Genomic DNA, 24,983 nt, shown 5'->3' with positions numbered 1-24,983 from the left:
AAGATTTTCTATTCTATTGAATACATCTTACATTTTTCAAAAACGATGCCGAAAAAGAATTACTTGCGTTTGCCAGCATTTTTTTGCTGTTCTGCCTGTTCCATCATTTCGGCCATCTTACGCTGAAAACGATTCTTTTTCTTTGGCTTTTTCTTATTCGCCTGAATTTTAGCATGGATCTTATCTTCGTCGAGAATAAAATTCTTGATCACCAACATGATTCCAATGGTAATGAGATTGGAGACAAAATAATACAAGGATAATCCACTCGCATAATTGTTGAAGAACACCAACATAAAGAGCGGAGAGAGATACATTAAAAATTTCATATTAGGCATTCCCGGCTGCTGTGTGGCCTGCATACTCTGCCCCATGGTCATCATCATATAAACGAAGATAGCAATGGATGCGAGGATCGGAAATAAACTAACATGATCACCATAAAACGGAATGTGAAACGGTAATTCGGCTATGGTATCGTAACTGGAAAGGTCTTCGGCCCAAAGAAAACTCTTTTGTCTCAAATCGAAAGCCGTTGGAAAAAACGTAAATAAGGCATAGAAGACCGGAATCTGCAGTAAGGCCGGTAAACATCCTTTTAACGGACTAGCCCCGGCAACATTCTGAAGCTTCAGGGTTTCCTGTTGGATCTTCATTGAGTTGCCTTCATATTTTTTACGGATCTCATCAAGTTCGGGCTTCAGTATCTTCATTTTCATTTGTGAGAGATACTGTTTGTACTGAACCGGAGACAAAGCTAATTTGATAAGTATGGTAAGCACGATGATCGCGATCCCTGCAGGAAGCATGCCACTCAAAAATCCGAATAACGGAATGATAAGGTATTTGTTGATCATTCCGAAGATACCCCATCCCAACGGCATGGCCTCATCCAGATTTCGATCGTATTTCTTTAATATTTGGTAATCGGTAGGACCGTAATACATGTCCATGTTATAGGCAATACCACCACCGGAAGGTTCCAGTAACATTTTTGCTCCATATTGTTTAGTATATACGGTATCTATCTCTTCATCTTCAACCAGATCCAATGAGGTTAATCGCACTTCCCTGAAGGGAGTATCTGTAAGGATCATGGAGCTGAAAAAATGCTGACGGAAGTTCATCCATGTCACATCCTTCTCGTTTTCTTCATCTTCCCCCGTGGGATCGAGTTTTGAATGATCATCTCCATTTTCAAATTCATAGGTAAGACGTGAATAGCGGTTTTCGTACGAGATACTTTTAGCATGCCGATACCCCTTCATATTCCAGTCCAGGTACATGGGTTGCGTTGTATTTACGATCCCATCCAGTCCCTGAGAGCGCAGACTAAATCCGAGCATATATTCTCCGGGAGAAAGTTCGTAGCGATATTCAATGAACGCGCTTTCCGAAGTTTTTAAACGCATCGTTAAAACCGTATTCTCACCCGATTGAGAAACAGACGGTTCAAAGTAGAGGTCTCTGGTATTAAGCGTTCTATTCTCTGAATTGAATTGAAGATTTAGCGAAGCATTACCGTCTTTGATAAGATACACCTGTTCTCCTGTATAAGTGGTGTGCTCTTTTAACATTGCCTCGGTAATATAACCGCCTTTATTACTAATCTTTAATAACAGAACATCATTTTCAAGGGTCGTGGTAGCATCTGTCGCAGAGGACAGAGTACCCGAATACGCAAATGAACCCAGCGTTGTTTTAAGTTTCTCGAAAGCCAGAGAATCTCCAGGAGTAGTTTCTGCGGTCATTTCTGAAATACCATCGTCCAGCGTCGTAGTAGTATCTTTCTGTGCTGGAGAATTTTCTTCTGTAAGTTGTTCCTGCTTTGCCTTTTCGGCTTCTATCTCCTCCGGAGTCGGACTCTGTAAATAAAGCATCCAAACCAGTATTCCTCCTATTAAAACGAACCCGATAAGCGAGTTAATATCAAATTTCTTTTCTTCCATATCGTGATTCCGGTACGCTGCCGGAAATAATTAAATTTATGTTCTTTTCAGTCGTAATCAAGAATCCCGCCCGAAAACGGAATTCAGCCAAATTGTCGGTTTAATGCCTGGCCGCGTGTTCGTGAGCAGCCTTGACAAAACCTACGAACAGTGGATGCGGATTTGCAACTGTGCTCTTGTATTCGGGGTGATATTGTACCCCTACAAACCAAGGGTGATCGGGAATTTCAATGATCTCAACCAATCCTGTTTCCGGATTGATACCGGTAGCTTTTAGTCCTGCATTCTCAAGTTCATCGCGGTAGTCATTATTGTACTCGTAGCGGTGTCTATGTCGTTCGTTAATTACTTTACTATTATAAATTCGCCCTACTATACTATCAGGTTCTACTTCACAGGCCCAGGCTCCCAAACGCATGGTACCGCCTTTGTTGGTAACACTTTTCTGGTCTTCCATTAAATTGATCACCGGGTGAGATGTATTTTCGTTCATCTCTGTGGAATTTGCATCGTTGAGTTTAAGGACATTGCGCGCAAATTCTATCACTGCCATTTGCATTCCAAGACAGATTCCAAGAAAAGGCAGGTTATTTTCACGAGCATAGCGCACCGCTTCTATCTTTCCTTCAATACCACGCTCTCCAAAACCGGGAGCCACCAATATTCCGTCCAAACCGGAAAGCTCTTCGGCTATCGAATTGGCATCGATATGTTCACTGTGTATAGCTTCCACATGTACTTTCACTTCATTTTCGGCACCGGCATGAATAAATGATTCCAGTATGGATTTATAACTATCCTGAAGCTCCACATACTTTCCAATGAGTCCGATACGCACTTCACTCTTCGGATTCTTATGTCTTTGTAAGAATTGATTCCAACGATTCAAATCGGGTTTACTGTCATCGGGAAGATTTAGCTTGGCAAGTGTAACTTTGTCCAGTCCTTCATCGAGCATCATATTAGGCACATCGTATATGGTGGATGCATCGATAGATTGGATAACCGCTTCCTTTTTTACATTACAAAAAAGCGCTAGTTTTCGTTTCAGATCATCGGATAATTCATGTTCGGTACGACATACCAGAATATCGGCTTTAATACCGCTTTCCATCAGAGTTTTTACAGAATGCTGCGTAGGTTTGGTCTTTAATTCTCCTGCTGCTGAGAGATATGGAACTAAAGTAAGGTGAATTACGAGTGCATTGTCGTCTCCCATTTCCCATTTTAACTGACGAACAGATTCTATATAGGGTAAGGATTCTATATCACCAACCGTACCCCCAATTTCGGTGATCACTATATCGTAATCACCGTTATTCCCAAGCAATTGAATTCGTTCTTTAATTTCGTTGGTAATATGAGGAACCACCTGAACGGTTTTCCCTAGAAATTCTCCGCGACGTTCCTTTTCGATCACACTTTGGTAGATCCTTCCTGTTGTAACGTTATTGGCTTGCGAAGTAGAAACGTTTAAAAAGCGCTCATAATGCCCAAGATCCAGGTCGGTTTCGGCACCATCGTCGGTTACATAACACTCTCCGTGTTCATACGGATTTAAAGTACCGGGATCTACATTAATATAGGGATCCAACTTTTGGATAGTCACACGATACCCTCTGGCCTGTAGTAATTTAGCCAATGAAGCTGCGATTATTCCTTTTCCTAATGATGAAGATACTCCGCCCGTTACGAAGATATATTTTGTAGTGCTCATGGTGTCCCTTTGCTGTAATATCTATACGGGATGCAAAGGTACGTTTTTATTGCAGAAGGCAATAAACAAATTTCAATAAACAGGGTGGAAAGCTAATATGATGGCTCATCGAATTAATTTCCGCACCAGATCTTCCAGTCCGTTGATCTTGATCTCATGCATTTCTTGCATAAATAATCCCAGTTTTCCCTGAGGAAAACCCTTCTGTTTGAACCAAACGAAGTAGGCTTCCGGAAGATTTACCAGATATCGATCCTTATACTTCCCAAAGGGCATTTTATAATTTGCTAATTCTTCGAGATGCCCGGGATTGGGTAGAGGGTTTACGGGAGCTGAATTATTTCCATCGTTCATAGAAATCTAATTGCGTCTTCACCAGTTCGCGCCATTTGTATTCGGCTTCCGGATTTTTAGAGTGGTCGGTTTCGGCGTCGTATCGATTTTGAAAGGCACGACGTTCCTGTTCATTTTTTTGATAGATCGCATCGATCTCTTTTTTCGGATTGGAAGAAAAACCGGTCTCCACCATTTTCTTCCGAAGCTTTCTGGCAAACAATTCTGAAATATCGAAATGTGTCTGTTCGTGCTCCAATATGTAATCTGAAACATTCCCACGTTTATACCAGGAGAGCTTAGGATAAAAATTACTTTGAATAGAATAGTCCAGATCGAGTTTTCCGTTTTCGATCCTAAAGGAATAGGAAAAGGAAATTCCGCTGTTGGTGCTGGCAACAAAATCATTACCTGCCTGAGGACGGCCTTGAAAATCTGCCCATGTTAGCTTACGGTTTTCATCCCACTGCATCTTCTCTTTATCATTTTCCGAAGAAAAAGAAAACAGTGAAAGCGTTAAAAGAAGGAAGAGAAATCTCATATTTTCACTAACGAAGAAAATTAAAAAATATTGAGCATAAAATGCTCAAATAGAGATCTTAGCCCCAGTTAAAAACCACTACACGCTCAATATCGGGATGCAGACTTTGTTCAACAGGACAGGTTCTCGCGGTATTTTCCAGAATCTTCTTATGTTTATCGCTAACACCTTCAGGTAATTGCATCACCACTTCTATCTTAGAAATTCTTCTGGGGTCGCTCGCCATGGTTTTTGTCACCTCGGCTTGAGAGCCATCGAGTACTACATCAAGAGCCCGTGCTTTTATACCCATCACGGTTAGCATGCAATTGGCCAAACCTGTGGCAACCGTATCGGTAGGTGAAAATGCTTCTCCCTTTCCGTTATTATCGGTAGGAGCATCGGTGATATATGTACTTCCCGATTTTAGGTGTACACATTCGGTACGCAGATCTCCCAGATAAGTTACTTTAGAGGTGCTCATTCTACGACTTCAAAATTAAGGTCCTTGTTAAACTTAATGATGTAAAACGCCTGATTCTGATATCCAGAAAAAAGTTTTTTTGAATAGCGAAACTTGTTTTCAATATACTCGGTTTCAATATTTCCACTACTGGCTTCGTACACATCATCTGCTGATGCCAGCCGAAGTAACACGTCGTACGTTACATCAAAGCCTCGTACTGCGTATTTGTTGGGCAACACATCATATTTATTCTTATAGCTTACTAAAAATGCATTTTTGTCATTAAAATCATAGCTTTTACTCACTGAAGGAAAAGTAAAATGGAGTTTTGCGAGATGGACATTAGATACATCGTGGTAATCGTAAGCGTCATTTTTATCTAAGGTAAATAATCTGAGATTATACGATTGAGGCATCCCATTTAATAAACCTACCACATTGCTAACGATCACAGGGTCTGAAGAAGCTAAAATAATCCAATTCTGCCCGCCATTTTCAATCTTTCCACTAATGTCTGTGGCGTATAAAAAGCCTTTCTCTCTGGGAGAAATCGCTTTTGCATTCGGAATAGCAGAGAGAATGGTATTTTTTACTGACGAATGTTTTGGATCACTTATAATGATCACATTTTTTCCCTCACTATTTTTCTCGAGATAAGATAGCATTGCAGTTTGCAGCATTTCATCACTGGGTAGTGTCTGAAATAGATTTGAAGATATTTTTATCTCCCTGTTACTTAGAGGTGAAAAAACTGGCGTATCGCTACGCTTCAACTCTGACACCGCACGTTCAACATTTTTCCAGAGTAACGGACCAATAACGGCGTCCACATCATCAAAATTATTGGATGAAATAATTCGACCTACCTTAGATTCGATACCTTCGGTATCGTAGACATCCAATTGTACTGAAATGCCTTTATCCTTCGCAAATTCGGCCGCCATAAGTACTCCGCTGTAGAAGTCCAGCGCCACACGTAAAGCACCGTTTTCTCTTATGAGACCGGCATTGTTCTGAAGCGAATCGGAATCGATTTTTGAAAGTTGGAACGGCAGCATCACTGCAATTTGCTTTTTCTTTCGGTTAACAATACTATTTTCAAGATTAACGATTTGCGAAGGTCCCATTTCCTCATCCCCCTTTTTGGGAATTTTAAGGATCATCCCTGCTTTAAGACCGTCTTTTGCGTACGGGTTGAGCGCAACGATCGCTTCTTCTGAAAGTCCGAGTTTTACTTTTAATCTGAAAAACCCTTCTTTAGGCTGCACCTCGTAAAATTCATAACTTTCATCCTCGATGGTTGCAGAATCTATTACTGAATCTTCCGGAACCGAAAGAACGGCGCCAATCTGAAGGTTTTCGCCCATCCCAGGATTCAATTGTTCAAGTTCGGCAATGGTAATCCCATACTTTCTGGCAATTCCGTATTTTGTCTCCTTGGGCATAACCGTGTGTATCCCGCCTTCCGAAGTACTTGTTTCAACGGTATTGGAAACCACAGTTGTAGTGGTGGGTACATTTCCTACCGGAATCTGAATACGCTCTCCTTTTTTTAATTGCCGTGAATAAAGTTCTTTATTGTATTTTTTAATATCGTCTACCGAAATATTATAGAGTTGTGCAATCCCGAAAATAGTTTCCTTTCTTTTTACTCTATGTGTTTTAAACGTGATTCCGGCGGTTGAAACCACTGAATTCTGAGGGAGGATGAGTACGGTATTCTCAGAAATTCCATTTTTAGAATCGGGATTTAACCGGTAAATATCTTCACTGGAGATACTGTATTTTTTAGAAATACTATAAACGGTTTCTCCTTTCTCTACCTTGTGGGTTTTGTACTCCTGCTGACTTACAGCACCGCATCCCACCGTAAACCAACAAAGAAATGCTATATAGATGACTATTCTCATAAGTTTATTCCCATTCAATTGTTGCGGGTGGCTTCGAACTAATATCGTACACTACTCTATTAACGCCTTTTACCCGGTTTATTATATGATTGCTTGTTTCCTGTAAAAATTCATAAGGTAAATTTACCCAATCGGCTGTCATTCCATCAGTCGATTCTACCGCTCTTAGCGCCACTACTTTTTCATAGGTTCGTTCATCTCCCATTACGCCAACGCTTTGTACCGGCAGTAGGATCGCTCCGGCCTGCCACACTTTATCGTACAGACCCCATTCCCTTAAACCATTAATAAAAATAGCATCTACCTCTTGTAAGATACGTACTTTTTCGGCAGTAATATCACCTAATATACGAATCGCAAGTCCGGGTCCGGGAAAAGGGTGTCTTCCCAGTAATTGTTTGTCTATTCCCAGTTCGGCTCCTACTCTACGCACCTCATCCTTAAACAACATTCGCAATGGTTCTACTATCTTTAGTTTCATAAAGTCGGGTAACCCCCCCACATTATGATGTGACTTAATGGTCACCGATGGTCCGTTTACTGAAACACTTTCAATCACATCGGGATAAATGGTTCCCTGCGCCAACCAATCCACATTAGTAACCTGATGTGCCTCATCATCGAACACTTCAATAAAGGCATTTCCTATAGCCTTTCGCTTTTTTTCAGGATCACTTTCACCCTCGAGGGCTTTCAAGAAGCGTGCCGAAGCATCAACCCCTTTTACATTCAGTCCCATGTCCTTATACTGGTGTAGAACGCTTTCAAACTCATCCTTCCGCAGCAAACCGTTATTGACGAAAATGCAGTACAGATTCTTTCCAATCGCTTTATGGAGTAAAGTAGCTGCCACGGTGGAGTCCACACCTCCGCTTAGACCAAGAACCACTTTATCGTTGCCTAGCTTATCTTTTAATTGTTCCACCGTAGTGTCTACAAAGGCAGCTGGGGTCCATGATTGAGCTACCCCGGCGATGTGTACCAGAAAATTTTCTAACAATTGTTTACCATCGGTGGTGTGGTAAACCTCAGGATGAAATTGAATGGCATATGTCTCTTCCCCTTCAATTTGATATGCAGCAATACCCACGTCTTTGGTACTGGCAAGTTGCACTCCGTTTTCTGGAAGTTTCGCAATGGTATCACTATGGCTCATCCACACCTGAGTACCCTCTTCAATTCCGGCAAAGAGTCCGTTGCTACCATAAATTGTTGAAAGTTTTGCCCTTCCGTATTCTCTAATATTAGACGGTTCGACGCTACCTCCATGAAAATGTGCGAGATATTGCGCGCCGTAACAAACCGCCAATAGCGGTTTGTGACCTTTTATTCGGGAAAGGTCGGGATGCGGAGCATCCACGGCGCGCACCGAAAACGGGCTACCGGATAAAATGACCGCTTTAAAATCATCTAAATTCTCAGGAATATTGTGATAAGGGTGAATTTCGCAGTAAATATTCAATTCTCTAACTCGTCTGGCAATGAGCTGGGTGTACTGCGATCCAAAATCTAAAATGAGGACGTTATTTTGCATAGGCAAAAGTAATTGAAAAAAATAAGTTGCCTAAATGGATATTAGAAAAATTTAACAGCTTTTTTTCACCGTTTCACAATTCTAAATATTTCGTTAGAGAACCATTGTTTTCAGTTAAATGTATGCTAAATACGCTTTCATAAAAAGCATCGGTGATGTATTTATAGTAATTTAGGATACTATGATCAAAACCGACCTATTAGAGCAAGTCTGTCATAATTTGGAAAATGAACTTCCGGTAAATGAATCTTTACCAGACGGTGGTTTGCTTCATATTGACAAACTACTCCCTTATATCTGTGTGTATCGGTACAAAAAAACAGATCATCTTTTTTCAGGTTTATTGAAAACTCAGGGATCCTATCTAATAGTAAAGGATTCGTATCCAATTTCTGATTTGCTTGAGTGCTTGTCCACTAATATTTCAAAAAAATTAAATGCCTTTCTCATAATTGAAATGTGGCCGGTACGAAAAGACCATCAGGCCGAGTTTGAAATTTCATGCCCTAAATCGAAGGCTCCGGCAACCATTAAGGCACTTGAAGAAGGTATCAATGAATTACGGGTAATCTACCCGGAAATTAGCGTGACCATTTCCGATACACATACCCGACACCCCGAGCACCTGGAAGGATTGCTTAACGTTGAAGAAACGAAAGAATCGGGTAGTTTGATCATCGGTCTGGCAGTTCCTACCATCTACGAACGTCCTGAAGAGAATGAGATCTTTTCCCTTTTCTACCGAAAATTTGTTTCACGCCTTTCAGAGATCATTAAGCGTGCCGCTTACGAATTTATAAGGGTTCAAACTTCAAATCCCTACGATCATTATCTAATGCTGGGTAAAACAAACATCGACAGGATTACTCTGGATGCCGATTCTACCCTTGCAAAGATCAGTGAGAAAATGTCATTTCTGCTCCGAACCACTCCGGTAAACAGTACGAGACAATGGGAACTTTTTAAGAAGAATAATTTCGAAAAGCCCCCTGCTTTTAATTACCGACTCATTGCGTTGGATCCGGAACAGGAAAAACGAAAATTATACGACATCCCTATTGAAAAAGTAGACGATCCTACCTTATCTTTTATCCTTAGAGACAAACGTCTGGAAATAGAAAAGCAGCTTACCATGCTCGAAGAACGAGGAACAGATAACTTCAGGTTTATAGGAGAAAGTCTCTACGGTATTATTGAAGAACATGTGCTTGACGGTGCCAATGCCATCCTTAAAAAGTTTCCCCAGGGAGATAATCCGGCGAAGATAGAGCGCTTTAACTGTTATGAATTTGCCGAACACGCCCAGAAAGAGCTTAACTATTATCAGGATAAATTCCCAAATATCCCTTTATGTCTTGAAATACGTGGCGATGTGGCCGGAATCATGGTTTCTGAAACCAGATTATTTATAAGCGAAGAACTTTCTATGGATGCCGACCGTTGTGATGCCCTCATACAACATGAGATAGGAACACATATACTCACTTACTGCAATGGAAAGCGTCAGCCCATTAAACAAATGTACGCCGGTTTTGCGGGTTACGATCAGTTGCAGGAGGGTCTTGCCGTGTTGGCCGAATATTTGGTTAACGGACTCACAGTAAATCGTCTCCGATTGCTAGCAGGGCGGGTCATCGCAGCAAATTCAATGATCTTTGGTGCCACTTTTATTGAAACCTTTACGCTCTTGCAGAAGGGTCATAATTTCCCGGAAAAAACCGCATATTATATCACTATGCGAATCTATCGCGGAGGAGGCCTCACTAAAGATGCGGTATATCTGGCAGGTCTAATCGATCTGTTGGACTATTTGAAAGATGGCGGTGCACTTGAACCGTTGTATACAGGTAAATTTAACACTACACATATAAATCTCATTCAGGAATTGTTGCACAGGGAGGTATTAAAACAACCTGTATTACCAAGATTTCTAGAGCGGGAATCTGTACAAAAAAGACTTGCAAGACTTAGAAAAGGAATAGAACTAACCGAATTATTAAATTAAAAAATATATGAAAATAGCATTTATAATAAATGATCACGCTACCGAAAAGCCAAATTTCACTACACCTGCATTAGGATACGCCGCCTATAAAAGAGACCATGAGGTTTACTTTATTGGTGTAGGCGAATTGGCCTATGCCAGCGACGGCCATCTTTCTGCAAGATGCAAAACAATAAGTGGAACAAATTTTAAAACACAGGAAACCTATTTTAAAGCAGTTCAAAAAGAAAGTTTCACTCGAATCTCATCCAAGGATCTCGATGTGTTATTTCTAAGGAACGACCCTTCCGATGAAATTAATGAACGAGACTGGGCTCAAAATGCTGCCTTTATTTTTGGAGAAATAGCTACACGGGATAGAGTGATCGTGCTTAATCACCCAAGCAGTCTGGCGGGAGCCGTAAACAAAATGTACTTTCAACATTTTCCAGAGATCCTTCGACCGCGAACCATTATTTCCAGAGATCATAAAGAGATTAAAGATTTCTTTAAAGAACAAAAACAAAAAATGATCCTCAAACCGCTTCAGGGGTCCGGTGGGACCAATGTATTTATGATGGATAAAAAGAACGAACACAACCTTACTCAAACCATCGATGCCATATGCCGGGATGGATATGTGATCGCCCAGGAATATTTACCTGCTGCCAAGGACGGTGATACCCGATTATTTTTAATGAACGGAGAGCCCTTAAAATCGGCAGATGGAAAATACGCCATAATGCAACGGGTGAATGCGAGTGGCGATATTCGCAGTAATATTCATGCCGGTGGGAGACCACAAAAAGCCAAAATGACCGATCAGATCATGGAACTCGCCGAGATCGTACGTCCTAAACTCGTTCAGGACGGTATGTTCTTGGTAGGAATAGACATTGTTGGGAATAAATTGATGGAAATTAATGTATTTAGCCCGGGCGGACTCAATGTAATGGGTGCCATGTACGAAACCGATTTCTCTACCGAAGTGATCAAGTCTATCGAGAAGAAAGTACATTACAACAAAACCTATGAGGATTATCTGTTTAACAGCAGGCTTGCAACCTTGTAGTTGTGAGGCGTGAGAAGTCGTAAGTCAGTAATTAAAAGTAGGTAGTCGGAAGTTGGTGGTTGCCGATTTAAAAGCAATTCATCAACTCTGCTTCCTTGATTGCGTTTTAGATCTTTATGATGGAAAAATCCCCGGATAACGGATCAAGTTCCTCTTTTAACTGTTCCAATAGTCCCGGCCCTTGATCGTTATAAAATTCTGCAAAATTAAGGACGCGCTCCTGTAAATTCCCCTTTGGAAACAGTTGCTCTTGTATTGCGGTTAGCCTGTGTAGCCGATCGGCTAACTTTCTTTTCTGTGCTTTTAACAGTCGCTTTTCAAGATGATCCAGACCGTTTAATTGCTTCTTTTCCTGTGCAGCAACAGCACCCACAAAAGATGCATCCGTATTTTCCGCTGTTTGATACAAGGATTTAAATTGTTCCTGTAAATGCTTCCGTTGTGTAGAAAGATCTATAGGTATTTCGCTGATCTTTTTGGTATAGTAAGATTCTAAGTCCGACTTCGGAAGAAATAGTAGTGCGAATTCAACATCCAGTTTTTCCATTTTCTCTGAAAGATTTTTGGGTAAAAGCACTACCGAATTCCGAAGCAAAAGCATTGGAAAGGGTACATTCACAGAATTAAAATAATCTTTCAACTGAAACCAATAGGCCAATTCTCCCCCTCCTCCAACATAGCATAAATTAGGAAGAACCAACTCCTGAAACAATGGTCGCAACAAGGCATTGGGTGAAAATCTTTCGGGATGGTCTTTAAGTTCCTTAAGAATTTCGGCTTCAGAAAAAGACAATTCAGTATCATTTATAAAAAATGTCCCGTCCTTCGCTATGATACGTTCCCGTAATCCTTCTTTCAGATAAAATAAATTGATCTCTCTGGGATGCACCTGTTCTTTGTAACCTAAAGCGGTGAGTCGCGCTGTGGTTTCAGAAACTTCATTATAAGATAGATTTTCTGTCAGCTCCTTTTCAGCATAAGGAATAAACGCCTTCTTAAGTGTCGCATCATTTCCGTCTACGATAACAAGGCCATAGTCAGCAAATAAGGCATTTGCTATAAACCGGGTAGCATCAGCAAGATTCGTGTGTTGGGTATAGGCTTGAGAAAATAACGCAACTAATTCCTTAGCATTTTTACCTCCTCCTAAGGCCGTTTGTAGTTCTTTTTGAATCACTTCCAGTCCATCTGTATTCAGTTCTCCTACTGCCCCTCCCGCCTTTCTATTCCATTGTACCTTGTTTCCGAAGAGATTAAAATAATTGATCTCCTCAAAATCGTGATCTTCAGTCGCCATCCAATACACCGGCACAAAATCATAATCGGGATACTCCTTATCTAGTTTTTCAGAAAGATTGATCACCGAAAAGATCTTGTAAAGAAAATACAACGGACCGGTAAAAAGATTAAGCTGATGCCCTGTCGTGATGGTAAAGGTTTTATTTGACGCCAAGGTCTCTATGTTCTTCCGCGTTGCTTCGGAAGTGTTTATCTGCTCATATTGTGCAGTAAGTCGGTTTACTAGTATTTGTCGTGCATCGGTAGAGAAAGAAGCACCTTTTTTCTGAAGTTGTGCCAAGAAGAATTCCTCCTTCGGAAAATACTCATAAAACGGTTTTAATTCGGGTTTTTCGGAAAGATAATCACAGATCAACTCTGAAAAATAACCGGTTTCTTTATAGGGAATAGCGCTTTTGGGCATTGTTAGTCTTGAAGTTTTATCAAAAATACAGTTTAATTCAGAATTCGGAATTGAGAAAGGAAATTTTGACAAAACTTTAGTAGCTTTATCGTTCTTAAAAAACAACTGATGATCCGATATTTTACAATGCTATTGCTGTTTACCACAGTAATTTCGAATGCACAACTACAATCACCTTCGCAATTTTTAGGCTATGAGATTGGCACAGAATTTTCCCGTCACGCCGATGTGGTTCGCTATTTCGAACATGTGGCGGCTAACAGCAACATGGTTACCTATGCAACATATGGAAAAACGAATGAACGCAGACCTTTAACCTATGCCGTTGTTTCCTCGCCGCAGAATCTGGCAAATATAGAGAACATTAGAAAAGATAACTTAAAGAATATAGGTCTTGCAGACGGCTCGGCAACTCCGCAAACAGCTATTGTTTGGCTAAGCTATAACGTGCACGGTAACGAAGCGTCCAGTACCGAAGCTTCCATGCTTACTCTGTACAAACTCATTACCGACAAACAGGCCTGGCTACAAAACACCGTTGTCATCATCGATCCCTGTGTAAATCCTGATGGTCGTGATCGTTATGCGAATTGGTACAACCAAGTAAAGGCCACTCCCTATAACACTTCTCAGGCTGCCGATGAACACGACGAACCATGGCCGGGGGGAAGACCCAATCATTATCTGTTCGATCTCAACCGGGACTGGGCATGGGCAACACAAGTGGAAACTCAGCAACGATTAAAGATCTATAATCAGTGGATGCCCCATGTGCACGTCGATTTTCACGAACAAGGGATTAATGAACCGTATTATTTCGCTCCTGCTGCAGAACCGTATCACGAGATCATTTCTCCCTGGCAGCGGGACTTCCAGACCGAAATAGGGAAGAATCATGCACGCTATTTCGACAAAGAAGGGTGGCTGTTTTTTACCCGGGAACGATTCGATCTGCTCTACCCGAGTTATGGAGACACTTATCCAACTTTTATGGGAGCCATTGGGATGACCTATGAGCAAGCGGGTCATGGTCGTGCCGGACTCGGGATAGAAACCGACGAAGGATACGTGTTAACCTTGGTAGACAGGGTAGCGCATCACACCACCACAGGCTTATCGACAGTAGAGATCTCATCACAAAACGCCGCCAAACTCAATACCGAATTTAAAAAGTTCTTTCAGAATGACGATCTTACCTATAAGAGTTATGTATTAAAAGGACATCCCGACAAAATAAAAAGCCTTACCGAATTATTGGATAAACACGAGATTAAGTACGGTTATACAAATCGGGGCTCAGTTTCAGGGTACAGCTTTTCCAAAAATGGCAACGGAAGTATGGATGCCAAAGGGGCCCTGGTGGTTAGCACCAATCAGCCCAAAGGGAAAATGGTGAAGGTTTTATTTGAACCCGATGCCAAATTAAGCGATCCTTTAACCTACGATATCACTGCCTGGAGTATTCCATATGCTTACGGATTAGAAACCATCGCGAGTACTTCTTTGGTGTCTGCAGACAATAATGCACCTATGGTTAAATCCAACGCTGTTCCTGTGAAATCGGCAGCGGGATATATTACTGAATGGAACAGTCTTTATGACGCTGCTTTTTTAGCCGATTTACTTAAAAACGATATTAGAGTACGTTTTTCTGAAAAGGAATTGAGTTTCGGAGGAAAAACATTTGGAAGAGGAAGCTTGGTTATTACGCGAAGTGATAACCGAAAAAATCCGGAGTTTGATACTGAGCTTACCCGAATTGCGAATGAGCACGGCCGAAACCTATTCGCCTCGCCTACAAGCTTTAGCGACAACAGAACCGATTTCGGCTCCCCGGACATCAAACTCATAAACAAACAACGAATCGCATTGCTAAAAGGAAACAATACGTCCTCCCTGAGTTATGGATCGATATGGCATTTCTTTGAAACCCAGTTAAAATATCCTGTTACTTCAATAGATACAGATAATCTTAATCGGATCAATTTAAAGAATTTTGATGTTATCATACTTCCCGAAGGCTGGTATGGAGGGGTACTAAATGAAAGTACGCTCAATAGTCTAAAGGACTGGATTCGAGGCGGAGGCAAATTGATCGCTATGGGAAGAGCAGTGAGCTCTTTTAATGAGGTGGATGGCTTCGACTTAAAATCGAATGAGGAGGAAAAGGAAGATGAAGATAGTCCGAAGGGCAACCTTATTCCTTACGATCAAAGGGAACGTTCCAGCGTTAAAGACTTTATTACGGGAAGTATCTATAAAGTGACTCTGGATCCGTCACACCCCATGGCTTTTGGGTTTAACGACACCTATTTTAGTTTAAAACTGGGTAGTAATTCCTATAAATTTCTCGAGAATGGTTATAATGTTGGTTATATTAAAGATGCACCTGTAAGCGTCTCCGGATTTAGCGGTGAAGCAGCCAAAGCGCGATTGAGTAATTCTCTGGTCTTTGGAGAAGCCAGAATGGGTAGTGGTAGCATCGTGTACCTCGTGGACGATGTATTGTTCCGTTCATTTTGGGAAAATGGAAAGCTGTTTTTGGTAAACAGTATATTCTTTGTGAACAATAACAAGTTTACCCTTTAAGCAGGAACCGAAATTTGAAAAGTATTTTTGCTGTATATCGCCGAGTTAAGAGGATCAATTTTTAATGTTCTCTATGTCGTTCGATAGAATAATGGCATCGGTCTGAATGTACTTTTCAGATTTAATATGGTCGTAAAGCCATTCCATAAAATTAGCCGATCTTCTCTGAAAAGGATAGTTGAGTGCTTTTTCCATGATTTCTCAGTTTAAAGCACAAGCAGATATCTACGTCATTGTAATTTGGAGCAGTACCAAAATATGTCGAAATTAGGATACAAACTAATAATTTGTAATATTTTTCTTACTTAATTATAAACAATGGAGGTTCATCCCTTTAAAAATAAGGGAATTACGGAATGATCAAAAAGCACTATCTTTAAATTTAAATATCGAAAAATCATGAAATTAACATTATTTCTTATCTCCATTTGTGTTTTGATCTCTTGTAATTCTTCAGAAAAAAAGAAGAATACCAACGAGAAGCCCGTTCAAGCGATGATCTCATCTCCCGATTACGAGGCAATATCATTACTGGGAGATACGCTGTATTCACAACCACCTGCGACCACAGTGGTAGCAAAGTATACTGAAAAAAAAGAAGCCTTTGATAAGGATCCCAGTGTCGAAAACTATATCTGGTATGGGCGATTTAAAGCGTATCTGGGAAAATACAATGAAGCCATCGATATCTATACCAAGGCCATTGAATCGTTTCCAAACGATGCAAGGCTTTATCGACACAGAGGACATCGGTATATTTCGATTAGAAAATTCAACAAAGCGATCACCGATCTTAACAAAGCAGCTGAACTTATCGAGGGCACTGAAAATCGGGTCGAGCCGGATGGCATGCCCAATGCAATGAACATTCCTGTGAGTACCCTTCACGGAAATATCTATTACCATCTCGGACTCGCTCATTATCTCAATCAGGATATGGAAGCAGCTTTAGCAGCCTATAAAAAATGTCTCGAAACATCCAACAACCCCGATAATATGGTCTCGTCAACGCATTGGATCTATATGATTCTGCGTCGTCTGGGACGTGAGGAAGAAGCAAAATCATATCTTAAACCAATTACAGCCGATCTGAAAGTGATCGAAAATTCTGCTTATCACAAGGCCTGCTTGTTTTATAAAGGAGAACTGCAGTTAAGCGATATTAATAGTGAGGAAGAAAAAGACAGTTCGTCCAATGCCGCTCTAAACTATGCCATTGGAAACTGGCTGTATTATACCGGTGAACCCACCCGGGCACGAGTGATCTTCGAAGATATGGTAGCCCGCGATGATTGGGCAGCCTTTGGGCATATTGCTGCCGAGAGTGATCTTAAACACAATTATTAAAATTCATTTAGTATTAAGATCCGTTTTACTATATTTCGAAAATTTAAATTTGCATTATGAAATATATTACCGGATTAGTTTGCCTTCTTTTGAGTATTAATGCCTTCGCCACGGACATTTTCAGTTTTGAATTACAAAAACACCAAAAACTGGAAAAAACATTATCAGTTGATATTTCTTCATCAGCTACCCTGCATATGGTGATCGTAAAAAACAAGGACTCAAAAATGTATGATTTAATCCCGTTCTTTCTGGATGAGAATATGGCGGTTAAACAAATGGAGACTGCAAGTTTTGAAGAAGTGCCCGACCTTATTTCGTATCATATGAATGGAAGTATCATTACCCTGGTAAGCCATCAGGATGAAACATTGGATATTCTGGACTTTGATATTGACATTGGATCGCTTCGTAAGGTCTCAAGAAATAATATTGAAAAGCCTGAAGCCGTATTCATTGAAGATTCTGTTTCTGTGCTACTATCGGCTGACAGAAAAGGGGAAACCTTGAATCTTGTAACCATAACATCCGGGGAACAAATAGTGGATAATAACATCAAGGTTTCAGAAGATCTGCACCGAAAAATTAAAAAGATGTTCAAGAATGTAGAAGCGGTGAACACAAATGAATATGTTAAAAACGGATCCATATCTGCATCACAGGCTTATTTGAATCAAGGCATTATATATCTTATCAATGATGATATCGAATCTGATTTGTTGGAAGCCATCACGATCGATCCGTCTGCCGCGGATCCTGTCACAGTAAGAGACTACTCTACCGATGCTCTGGATAAAACAAAAAAGAGCAATACTCATGTGGAAGGTAACAAGCTATTCTCTGTTTTGCTTAACAAGGAAGATGTAAAACTTTCGATATTCGATCTTGATTCGGGAAATGTGGAAAAGAGTATGCTCTTAAGTGAAGAACTAAGTGCTGAAAAAACAATAAACTCCAGAAAAGGAAAATTTCTTAAGGAAGCCAATAAATTTAAGATGAAGGCTACAGTAAGTGTTAACAGGACAAAAAATAACAATTTTGAAATAACACTAGACTATGTAGACCCTGCTAAATATAAATATAACAATAACTGGTTCTGGTTTCATCAAATGATGTTTCAACAGCACATGATGATGAACACAGTGCCTATGGGATTTGGACCCAATCCGGAAACTTATGATGAAATTGCACTACTAGCTTCAGTTGTGGGAACTTCAGACATTTCATTCGTTCTTGATTCAAAATGGAATCTAATCCCGGGTGCTGTCGAAGAAACCAAACATCAGTATGTAGACAAGGAACAGTATTTGGAGTCACTTGCCAAAAATAAAAATGTTTATAACCAAAGTGCCGGATTTCTGCAGGACGAATACCGTTATATTTACAGCGATAAAAAAGGAGATGTTATTTTTATAAAGAGTCGGCCCATTAAACGAAGATCTACCGTTCGAAAATAACGTTATACGGATTTATTCTGAGTCTCCCCTGTTCTTCGCTTCAATCCACCTGCTTAAATATTTGGTGCTTTGCATGCTGTGATGCTGAAGGATCTGTCCTATAAAGTTATGACCTCGGTGAATATTTAGCTCTTTTTGAAGGTGATCTACTCTTTTTATAAAGATGTCTGCATGTACTTCTGCGTTAAACTGATCGCTAAGGACTCTAAAGCCATTATTCCGAGCCGATATCCAACTTTGCTCTTCAGTATACAACGTAACTGCTTCCTTAACAAATCCCGGTACATCATCAAACGTTGAGTTAAGGTTAATTCCTTCAGAACCAATGGTGGTGGTTACAACAGGGGTTCCATTCTTCAGGGCTGTGATAAGCTTTCCTTTAAGTCCGGCGCCAAATCGGAGTGGTGCTAGACTCACCCTTGCCTGCTGGACCACATTATCGATATCTTCCACCCACCCCTTTATAATAAATCCTTCCTTTTGATTGTGCAGCTGTTGTATCATTTCGGGTGGATAGGCGCCATATATACAGAGCTTTGCTTCAGGAAGCTGCTTTCTGATCCGAGGCCAAATCTCCTTCTTTAATTGAACCACCGCATCCACATTGGGTGAATGTAAAAAATTGCCGACCGTCATAAAATTGCTTCGGTCATTAAAATGGGGGTATCGCTTTCTTTCTGCTTCGGAAGGAATCTCCACTAAAAACGGAAGATAGTAGAGTAATTCTGACGGTATGCGAAATTCTTCCTGAAGCAGCGCTAACTCTTTTTCAGAGATTAACAGACTAAGATCTGATCGAAAAATACTGGCAATCTCCCGTTTTGCCAGGTCGGTATGCAGATCTGCTTCCGATGCATTTTTACCTTGTTTCACCGCATCTTCTCTTGCCTTCCGAAGAAAATGTAAGTCTTCAGTATCAAGGATCCTTAAGGCATTCGGACAAACTTCAGCGACCCGCCAGCCAAACTGCTCTTCCGAAATAAAACGATCGAAAAGGACGACATCGGGATTCAGCTTTAACATAAATGCGTCGAAGGAAGGGTCGTTTAAGGCTATCTGCTCAACACGAATACTAAATTTCTGTAGGTCGGCTGAACGCTCCGAAGGAGTTGCTGAACTTGCAAACGTAATGTCAATATGATCCGCCGCAAAAAGAGTAATCAGTTGCATCATCCGAACTCCGGCACCCGTGGTTGTGGGTTCGGGAAACGTATGACCTATGATTAAAAGTGATTTCAATATGGTTGGGATTGTGAAAATTCAGAAAAAACCACCGGGTTAATATTTAAAGCAAGTCTATACGAAAGGAAGCCGTTTTAATGGTCTTATCTTTCTCTTCCCCAACAACAGTCCACGCGAGAAATAATTGATCTCCCACCCGCTCCAATTGAGGAAACCCTGCAGCTCTGTCGGCTGAAGTCTTGGATACAGTCACAGGAGGTTGGGAATACCCGTGTTTGTTGATCTTCATCAACTGGATCACTTCGTCTTCTCCTTTAGGTTCCATCCAAAGGACTGCGGCTTCAGTATCATCCAACATCACTACATCTACCCTTCCGGTTGCACTGCCCGAATCAATGGTAAATGCATTTCCGAAGGTCGCTCCATTATCTTCAGAAAAGATAACCTTAACATCGCCTTCCCCCTTAACAGCAGTAAACCACGCAACGACAACATTAGATCCCAAAGCATCTACAGAAGGGCCGTTAACCGGACAGCCCGGTATTTTCCACCGGTCAATGCCAACAGGTTCTGGTTCGGACCATTTGTTATCAATCAACCGAACTATAGAAATATCCCTGATCTCTTCGTTGGAACGATCTCTGTAAACCACAATAGGTCCGTTTTCGGTCAAGGCGGCGGAAGTCTGACAGCAATCACAAACTTTATCATCAAGCTCCACAGCGTTTATGATCTTTCCTGAACTCGTAACAGTTGCAGCTCTAAGGGTCATGGCCCCTGCGCTTTCCATTTTATCATGATCGCCATGACCTCCACCTGAAGTATTTCTTCCATCCAGCCAGCTAATAAAAAAACCATCTTCAACATAAGGTAATATAGACACAAAACCGTGTTCACTCTTAGTGCCATCATTATGTGCAATAAAGTTCTTCTTCCAATTGTCTGTAAAAGTGGATTCTTTAGGATTAAAGAGATTGAGTTTTACATCGTAGGTGTACGTACCGTCTGCAGATTTCTGAAGCAGATTGGTTAAAATATTACCGTTATTTTCGGCAATGGCAGGAAAATCTGCCCAATTCACAAACCAATCGGAACCCCGGGCGATCTCACGTGGTCTGTCCCATTTATTTGCAGCAGAATAGGAACTGTAATGTAATATGGAGACCGAGTCCTTTACGGTTACCCAACTCATATACAGGGCTTCCCCATTTGAATATAATCGCGGTAAAGAGCTATTTCCTTTCACCGGGTTCGCGATAGGAGAAACCTTTTTCTCTGACATCTCATGGTGAGTGGGTTCTTCCTTTATTTCTTTGGAATCTTTGGGATCCGATTTACAAGCTGTTAGCAGGATACAAAGTATAAGCAGGTAACGCATGGAATAATTTTTACCGAAAATACAAAATTAAGTACGTTCCCTCTGATGCAATTTTGAATAATGTTAGCCCTGAACTATTTCGGCATAAAGATCGAAATCTTCGGCTGCGGTAATCCGCACATTGAAGAATTCCCCGGTTCGAAGATATCCTTCTTCAGCGTTAATTAGCACCTCATTATCGACATCGGGGCTATCAAATTCGGTACGCCCCACAAAATAACTTCCTTCCTTACGGTCGATCACAACTCTGAATTCCTTTCCTATTTTCTCCTGATTGAGTTCCCAGGAGATTTGAGACTGAATTTCCATGATCTGGTTTGCGCGATCCATTTTTACGTCTTCCGGCACATCATCTACCAAATTGTACGCATGGGTATTCTCTTCATGCGAATAGGTAAAACAACCCAATCGCTCGAAACGCATTTCCTTCACCCAATTTTTAAGGGTCTGAAAATCTTCTTCAGTCTCGCCGGGGTATCCAACAATAAGCGTAGTTCGGATCGTCATTTCGGGAACGGCGGCTCTAAATTCCTTAAGTAGTTTGGTTGTCTTTTCCTTGGTCGTTCCCCGTCGCATTGATTTTAAGATGGGATCGGCTATATGTTGTAAAGGTATATCGATATAATTACAGATCTTGGGCTCATTTCGCATCACCTCAAGAACATCCATAGGGAATCCGGTGGGAAATGCATAGTGAAGTCGTATCCATTCTATACCTTCTACCTCAGCCAGTTTTATAAGTAATTCGGCAAGGTTTCTCTTTTTATAGAGATCGAGGCCGTAATAGGTAAGGTCCTGAGCGATTAAAATCAATTCCTTTACCCCATTAGCGGCAAGGTTCTGTGCTTCCACTACCAGGTCCTCAATGGGTGTAGAACGGTGTTTACCCCGCATGATGGGAATCGCACAAAACGAACAAGGTCTGTCGCATCCTTCTGCAATTTTAAGATATGCGTAGTTTTTGGGGGTAGTCGTAAGACGTTCCCCAATTAATTCATGCTTATAGTCGGCACCCAATGCTTTTAGGAGTCCCGGTAACTCTGTAGTCCCGAAATACTGATCCACACTGGGAATTTCCTTTTGCAGATCCGGTTTATAGCGTTCGGAAAGACAGCCGGTCACAAAGACCTTGTCTACAATTCCTTCTTCCTTTTTCTGAACATATTCGAGTATGGTATTTACGCTTTCCTCTTTTGCATTGGCAATAAAACCACAGGTATTGATCACTACAATATTTCCTTCTTCCTCATGAACCACCTCTTTATTGTTGGCACGAAGCTGCCCCATTAGAACCTCGCTGTCATAGACGTTTTTAGAACATCCTAAGGTCACGACATTTATTTTATTCTTTTTAAGGGTTTTGGTGCGCATAGATCATTACTTTGTAAGGGCTGCAAAGATACTGCTAAAAAGTAGATTGTGGTATAACGAATCTCGCTTAATGTCGGTTATAATAAATAGTTAGTATCGACTCAAGTTGACGGGTTTTGCTATTTACTTCATCGATGATCCTTTTAGTTTCTTTAGACAATAAAACCTCCAGAGGCTGCGGTACGGTGGATATCTTCGGGAAGACAGCAGCGATCTTTTTATCCCACACCTTGTGATAATTTTTAAGGTCGTCCGGATATACGGTCTTGCGCTTTGTTCCTTCTTCTGAAGCACGGAAAGGAGTATCCACATTAAGGTATCCGTAATCATCGGTAAGTTGTTCTCCGGGATGAATATCGCGTATTGCAATCTCAAAATCGTATGCTGTGGAGAGACAATTGGATTTAAAACTGTGATTTACAAACCTGCCATGATCCCAGCAGAGTACATAATTACCTTTGCTGTTGCGATACGAATAAGTATCGAGAATATGTTGGTATAAGGGATCGAAGTTTTTAAATTGTTGTGGAGAAAACTCCCTGTCCAGACTGTCTAACACCCAGGTGATAGTTCCTGCCGGAATGAATTGAGTGGCAACAACGCCATGTCCTATTTCTTCACTTATGAATTGGAGTTCGGTATGTGGGTGAATCATAAAAAAATTTACGGAAAATTACTTAAAAAAACTATCGACGAACTCAAATTTATTAAAAACCTGCAGATCTTCCATACCTTCACCCACTCCTATATACTTTACCGGGATCTGAAACTGATCGCTAATTCCAATAACCACGCCTCCTTTGGCGGTTCCATCGAGTTTGGTTACCGCAAGAGAAGTTACCTCAGTGGCTGCAGTGAATTGTTTAGCCTGCTCGAAAGCGTTCTGGCCTGTAGATCCATCAAGAACCAACAGTACGTCGTGAGGTGCGTTTGGAATAACTTTTTGCATCACACGTTTTACTTTGGTAAGCTCGTTCATTAAATTCACTTTGTTGTGTAATCGGCCGGCCGTATCGATAATGACCACATCGGCATTTTGAGTAACTGCGCTTTGCAGAGTATCGAAAGCCACACTTGCGGGGTCACTTCCCATTTCCTGACGAACAATTGGTACTTCAGTGCGGTCTGCCCATATCTGTAACTGGTCAATGGCTGCCGCCCGGAAGGTATCGGCCGCTCCTAAGACCACCTTTTTACCGGCCTTTTTAAACTGATACGCCATTTTTCCGATGGTTGTCGTTTTACCTACCCCGTTCACCCCTACTACCATGATCACATAGGGAACATTGGATTCGGGAAGTTCAAAATCTACAGCATTTCCGGTATTGGTCTCGCTTAACAATGCAGCTATCTCTTCCCGAAGTATAGCATTGAGTTCATCGGTTCCCAAATATTTATCACGCGCGACCCGTGCTTCAATTCGATCTATAACTTTTAGGGTTGTATTGACTCCAACATCACTGGAAACCAATACTTCTTCAAGATTATCTAAGACATCGTCGTCTACCTTGCTTTTCCCGGCAACTGCCTTTCCTAATTTATCGAGGAAGGAGGTTTTTGACTTCTCCAATCCTTTGTCCAGGGATTCCTTCTTCTCTTTTGTAAATATTTTTTTAAAAAAGCTCATTTCATTTTAGTTTTTGCGATGTATCGCGTTCCCTGTCAATTCATCTCCATGAAGGGTGGCAGGCACTTTTCAATCGGAAAACCCAATTCCCGGTATCCTTTAGAACCTGCCTTCATTGCGTGAGATGGAGAAAGGAAACACCCGCAAAGATACAAATAGAAAAAGCCACTCTTATAAAAAAGTGGCTTTTGAAAATATTTTATTTTGAAGGTTATTTTTTATTTAACCAATCGTTTACCTGATCTGGAGCCATGATAGATTCCACAAAGGTATATGCGCCTGTCTTAGGCGATTTAACCATCTTAATGGCTTTAGTTAATCGCTTTGATCCTGTTTGTAATGATGCTACTGATTTCTTTGCCATGACTCAATTATTTTATCTCTTTATGAACAGTCATTTTCTTAAGAATAGGATTGAATTTCTTCAACTCCATTCTATCGGGAGTGTTCTTTTTATTTTTTGTTGTGATATAACGAGAAGTTCCCGGTTTTCCGGATTCTTTGTGCTCTGTGCACTCTAAGATCACCTGTACTCTATTTCCTTTTTTAGCCATTGTATAAGACTTTTACTATTGCAATTATTTGTTCAAGTACCCCTTTTGACGGGCTTCTTTGATCACTGCAGAAATTCCTTTCTTGTTGATATTCTTTAAAGCTGAAGTAGACACACGAAGCGTTACCCATTTATCTTCCTCAGGAATGTAAAAACGCTTCTTTACCAAGTTTACATTAAACTTGCGTTTCGTTTTATTCATCGCGTGAGAAACGTTGTTTCCAACGATCGCTCTCTTTCCGGTAAGCTCACAAACTCTAGACATTACTTAAACTTTTTATGTTATTTTAAA

The 24,983-nt window shown here is 40.9% G+C and carries 22 protein-coding genes; 5 read left to right on the top strand and 17 right to left on the bottom strand.

The window, feature by feature from the left end:
• Positions 1-59 precede the first annotated feature (59 nt).
• From yidC to guaA, 7 genes are all read right to left on the bottom strand, one after another.
• Complete coding sequence (yidC, locus tag ALE3EI_RS08935) at positions 60-1,949, bottom strand: membrane protein insertase YidC (protein ID WP_186987926.1); 1,890 nt, start codon at positions 1,947-1,949, stop codon at positions 60-62.
• Positions 1,950-2,049: 100 nt separating this feature from the next.
• Positions 2,050-3,666 (bottom strand): CTP synthase, encoded by a 1,617-nt coding sequence (locus tag ALE3EI_RS08930; protein ID WP_186987925.1) that lies wholly within the window; start codon positions 3,664-3,666, stop codon positions 2,050-2,052.
• A gap of 105 nt (positions 3,667-3,771) precedes the next feature.
• Positions 3,772-4,020, bottom strand: a complete 249-nt coding sequence (locus ALE3EI_RS08925; RefSeq protein WP_186987924.1) for a DUF3820 family protein — start codon at positions 4,018-4,020, stop codon at positions 3,772-3,774.
• Positions 4,004-4,540, bottom strand: coding sequence for a DUF922 domain-containing protein (locus tag ALE3EI_RS08920; RefSeq protein ID WP_186987923.1), 537 nt, complete (start codon positions 4,538-4,540; stop codon positions 4,004-4,006). The genes ALE3EI_RS08925 and ALE3EI_RS08920 overlap by 17 nt, the downstream gene beginning before the upstream one ends.
• 58 nt (positions 4,541-4,598) lie before the next feature.
• Positions 4,599-5,003 (bottom strand): OsmC family protein, encoded by a 405-nt coding sequence (locus ALE3EI_RS08915; RefSeq protein ID WP_186987922.1) that lies wholly within the window; start codon positions 5,001-5,003, stop codon positions 4,599-4,601.
• Positions 5,000-6,895: a LysM peptidoglycan-binding domain-containing protein gene (locus tag ALE3EI_RS08910; protein WP_186987921.1), complete on the bottom strand. Its 1,896-nt coding sequence runs from the start codon at positions 6,893-6,895 to the stop codon at positions 5,000-5,002. Before ALE3EI_RS08910 ends, ALE3EI_RS08915 begins: the two co-directional genes overlap by 4 nt.
• Before the next feature lie 4 nt (positions 6,896-6,899).
• Positions 6,900-8,429 carry a glutamine-hydrolyzing GMP synthase gene (gene guaA, locus ALE3EI_RS08905; RefSeq protein ID WP_186987920.1) on the bottom strand — a complete coding sequence of 510 codons (1,530 nt, stop codon included), beginning with the start codon at positions 8,427-8,429 and terminating at the stop codon, positions 6,900-6,902.
• 181 nt (positions 8,430-8,610) lie between these two features.
• Here guaA and ALE3EI_RS08900 point away from each other — a divergent pair, with 181 nt between their 5' ends.
• Both ALE3EI_RS08900 and ALE3EI_RS08895 read left to right on the top strand, forming a co-directional pair.
• A complete protein-coding gene (locus ALE3EI_RS08900; RefSeq protein WP_186987919.1) occupies positions 8,611-10,434 on the top strand; it encodes a flavohemoglobin expression-modulating QEGLA motif protein in 1,824 nt (607 codons plus the stop codon).
• 7 nt (positions 10,435-10,441) lie between these two features.
• Positions 10,442-11,485 (top strand): glutathione synthetase, encoded by a 1,044-nt coding sequence (locus tag ALE3EI_RS08895; protein WP_186987918.1) that lies wholly within the window; start codon positions 10,442-10,444, stop codon positions 11,483-11,485.
• Positions 11,486-11,591: 106 nt separating this feature from the next.
• Here the strand turns inward: ALE3EI_RS08895 and bshC are convergent, their stop codons facing one another.
• Positions 11,592-13,187 (bottom strand): bacillithiol biosynthesis cysteine-adding enzyme BshC, encoded by a 1,596-nt coding sequence (gene bshC, locus ALE3EI_RS08890; protein WP_186987917.1) that lies wholly within the window; start codon positions 13,185-13,187, stop codon positions 11,592-11,594.
• A 108-nt stretch (positions 13,188-13,295) separates the two neighbouring features.
• On the opposite strand from bshC, the gene ALE3EI_RS08885 reads away from it, so the two are divergent.
• A complete protein-coding gene (locus tag ALE3EI_RS08885; RefSeq protein WP_186987916.1) occupies positions 13,296-15,776 on the top strand; it encodes a M14 metallopeptidase family protein in 2,481 nt (826 codons plus the stop codon).
• A 54-nt stretch (positions 15,777-15,830) separates the two neighbouring features.
• Here the strand turns inward: ALE3EI_RS08885 and ALE3EI_RS08880 are convergent, their stop codons facing one another.
• On the bottom strand, positions 15,831-15,971 hold the full coding sequence (locus ALE3EI_RS08880) for a hypothetical protein (protein WP_186987915.1): 141 nt from the start codon (positions 15,969-15,971) through the stop codon (positions 15,831-15,833).
• Positions 15,972-16,175: 204 nt separating this feature from the next.
• On the opposite strand from ALE3EI_RS08880, the gene ALE3EI_RS08875 reads away from it, so the two are divergent.
• Together ALE3EI_RS08875 and ALE3EI_RS08870 are read left to right on the top strand one after the other, a co-directional pair.
• A complete protein-coding gene (locus ALE3EI_RS08875) occupies positions 16,176-17,123 on the top strand; it encodes a tetratricopeptide repeat protein (protein ID WP_186987914.1) in 948 nt (315 codons plus the stop codon).
• Positions 17,124-17,179: 56 nt separating this feature from the next.
• Entirely contained in the window at positions 17,180-18,580 is a 1,401-nt protein-coding gene (locus ALE3EI_RS08870) for a hypothetical protein (RefSeq protein WP_186987913.1), read from the top strand.
• A 12-nt stretch (positions 18,581-18,592) separates the two neighbouring features.
• Here the strand turns inward: ALE3EI_RS08870 and ALE3EI_RS08865 are convergent, their stop codons facing one another.
• The 8 genes from ALE3EI_RS08865 to rpmB form a co-directional block, all read right to left on the bottom strand.
• Complete coding sequence (locus ALE3EI_RS08865) at positions 18,593-19,819, bottom strand: glycosyltransferase family 4 protein (protein WP_233279945.1); 1,227 nt, start codon at positions 19,817-19,819, stop codon at positions 18,593-18,595.
• Positions 19,820-19,865: 46 nt separating this feature from the next.
• Entirely contained in the window at positions 19,866-21,140 is a 1,275-nt protein-coding gene (locus ALE3EI_RS08860) for a sialidase family protein (RefSeq protein WP_186987912.1), read from the bottom strand.
• Between the two features lie 63 nt (positions 21,141-21,203).
• Entirely contained in the window at positions 21,204-22,511 is a 1,308-nt protein-coding gene (gene rimO, locus ALE3EI_RS08855; protein ID WP_186987911.1) for a 30S ribosomal protein S12 methylthiotransferase RimO, read from the bottom strand.
• Between the two features lie 67 nt (positions 22,512-22,578).
• Entirely contained in the window at positions 22,579-23,166 is a 588-nt protein-coding gene (locus ALE3EI_RS08850) for an SET domain-containing protein (RefSeq protein ID WP_186987910.1), read from the bottom strand.
• A gap of 18 nt (positions 23,167-23,184) precedes the next feature.
• Complete coding sequence (ftsY, locus tag ALE3EI_RS08845; RefSeq protein ID WP_186987909.1) at positions 23,185-24,138, bottom strand: signal recognition particle-docking protein FtsY; 954 nt, start codon at positions 24,136-24,138, stop codon at positions 23,185-23,187.
• Positions 24,139-24,349: 211 nt separating this feature from the next.
• Positions 24,350-24,502, bottom strand: a complete 153-nt coding sequence (locus tag ALE3EI_RS08840; RefSeq protein ID WP_186987908.1) for a DUF4295 domain-containing protein — start codon at positions 24,500-24,502, stop codon at positions 24,350-24,352.
• A gap of 7 nt (positions 24,503-24,509) precedes the next feature.
• Positions 24,510-24,692 carry a 50S ribosomal protein L33 gene (gene rpmG, locus ALE3EI_RS08835; protein ID WP_045081706.1) on the bottom strand — a complete coding sequence of 61 codons (183 nt, stop codon included), beginning with the start codon at positions 24,690-24,692 and terminating at the stop codon, positions 24,510-24,512.
• A 24-nt stretch (positions 24,693-24,716) separates the two neighbouring features.
• A complete protein-coding gene (gene rpmB / locus ALE3EI_RS08830; protein WP_186987907.1) occupies positions 24,717-24,956 on the bottom strand; it encodes a 50S ribosomal protein L28 in 240 nt (79 codons plus the stop codon).
• Between the last annotated feature and the right edge of the window lie 27 nt (positions 24,957-24,983).

It is taken from the genome of Constantimarinum furrinae (genome assembly GCF_014295415.1).
In the GTDB taxonomy this organism is placed as follows: Bacteria; Bacteroidota; Bacteroidia; order Flavobacteriales; family Flavobacteriaceae; genus Constantimarinum; species Constantimarinum furrinae.
This window is presented reverse-complemented; position numbering and strand designations above follow the sequence as displayed.

Bases quoted from the DNA above. Each gene is read 5' to 3' on its own strand.
- ALE3EI_RS08840 (WP_186987908.1), bottom strand. From the start codon at position 24,502: ATGGCAAAGAAATCAGTAGCATCATTACAAACAGGATCAAAGCGATTA.
- ALE3EI_RS08925 (WP_186987924.1), bottom strand. From the start codon at position 4,020: ATGAACGATGGAAATAATTCAGCTCCCGTAAACCCTCTACCCAATCCC.
- ALE3EI_RS08920 (WP_186987923.1), bottom strand. From the start codon at position 4,540: ATGAGATTTCTCTTCCTTCTTTTAACGCTTTCACTGTTTTCTTTTTCT.
- ALE3EI_RS08875 (WP_186987914.1), top strand. From the start codon at position 16,176: ATGAAATTAACATTATTTCTTATCTCCATTTGTGTTTTGATCTCTTGT.
- ALE3EI_RS08915 (WP_186987922.1), bottom strand. From the start codon at position 5,003: ATGAGCACCTCTAAAGTAACTTATCTGGGAGATCTGCGTACCGAATGT.
- yidC (WP_186987926.1), bottom strand. From the start codon at position 1,949: ATGGAAGAAAAGAAATTTGATATTAACTCGCTTATCGGGTTCGTTTTA.
- guaA (WP_186987920.1), bottom strand. From the start codon at position 8,429: ATGCAAAATAACGTCCTCATTTTAGATTTTGGATCGCAGTACACCCAG.
- ftsY (WP_186987909.1), bottom strand. From the start codon at position 24,138: ATGAGCTTTTTTAAAAAAATATTTACAAAAGAGAAGAAGGAATCCCTG.
- ALE3EI_RS08900 (WP_186987919.1), top strand. From the start codon at position 8,611: ATGATCAAAACCGACCTATTAGAGCAAGTCTGTCATAATTTGGAAAAT.
- ALE3EI_RS08850 (WP_186987910.1), bottom strand. From the start codon at position 23,166: ATGATTCACCCACATACCGAACTCCAATTCATAAGTGAAGAAATAGGA.
- bshC (WP_186987917.1), bottom strand. From the start codon at position 13,187: ATGCCCAAAAGCGCTATTCCCTATAAAGAAACCGGTTATTTTTCAGAG.
- ALE3EI_RS08860 (WP_186987912.1), bottom strand. From the start codon at position 21,140: ATGCGTTACCTGCTTATACTTTGTATCCTGCTAACAGCTTGTAAATCG.
- rimO (WP_186987911.1), bottom strand. From the start codon at position 22,511: ATGCGCACCAAAACCCTTAAAAAGAATAAAATAAATGTCGTGACCTTA.
- ALE3EI_RS08885 (WP_186987916.1), top strand. From the start codon at position 13,296: ATGATCCGATATTTTACAATGCTATTGCTGTTTACCACAGTAATTTCG.
- ALE3EI_RS08870 (WP_186987913.1), top strand. From the start codon at position 17,180: ATGAAATATATTACCGGATTAGTTTGCCTTCTTTTGAGTATTAATGCC.
- rpmG (WP_045081706.1), bottom strand. From the start codon at position 24,692: ATGGCTAAAAAAGGAAATAGAGTACAGGTGATCTTAGAGTGCACAGAG.
- ALE3EI_RS08910 (WP_186987921.1), bottom strand. From the start codon at position 6,895: ATGAGAATAGTCATCTATATAGCATTTCTTTGTTGGTTTACGGTGGGA.
- ALE3EI_RS08880 (WP_186987915.1), bottom strand. From the start codon at position 15,971: ATGGAAAAAGCACTCAACTATCCTTTTCAGAGAAGATCGGCTAATTTT.
- rpmB (WP_186987907.1), bottom strand. From the start codon at position 24,956: ATGTCTAGAGTTTGTGAGCTTACCGGAAAGAGAGCGATCGTTGGAAAC.
- ALE3EI_RS08895 (WP_186987918.1), top strand. From the start codon at position 10,442: ATGAAAATAGCATTTATAATAAATGATCACGCTACCGAAAAGCCAAAT.
- ALE3EI_RS08930 (WP_186987925.1), bottom strand. From the start codon at position 3,666: ATGAGCACTACAAAATATATCTTCGTAACGGGCGGAGTATCTTCATCA.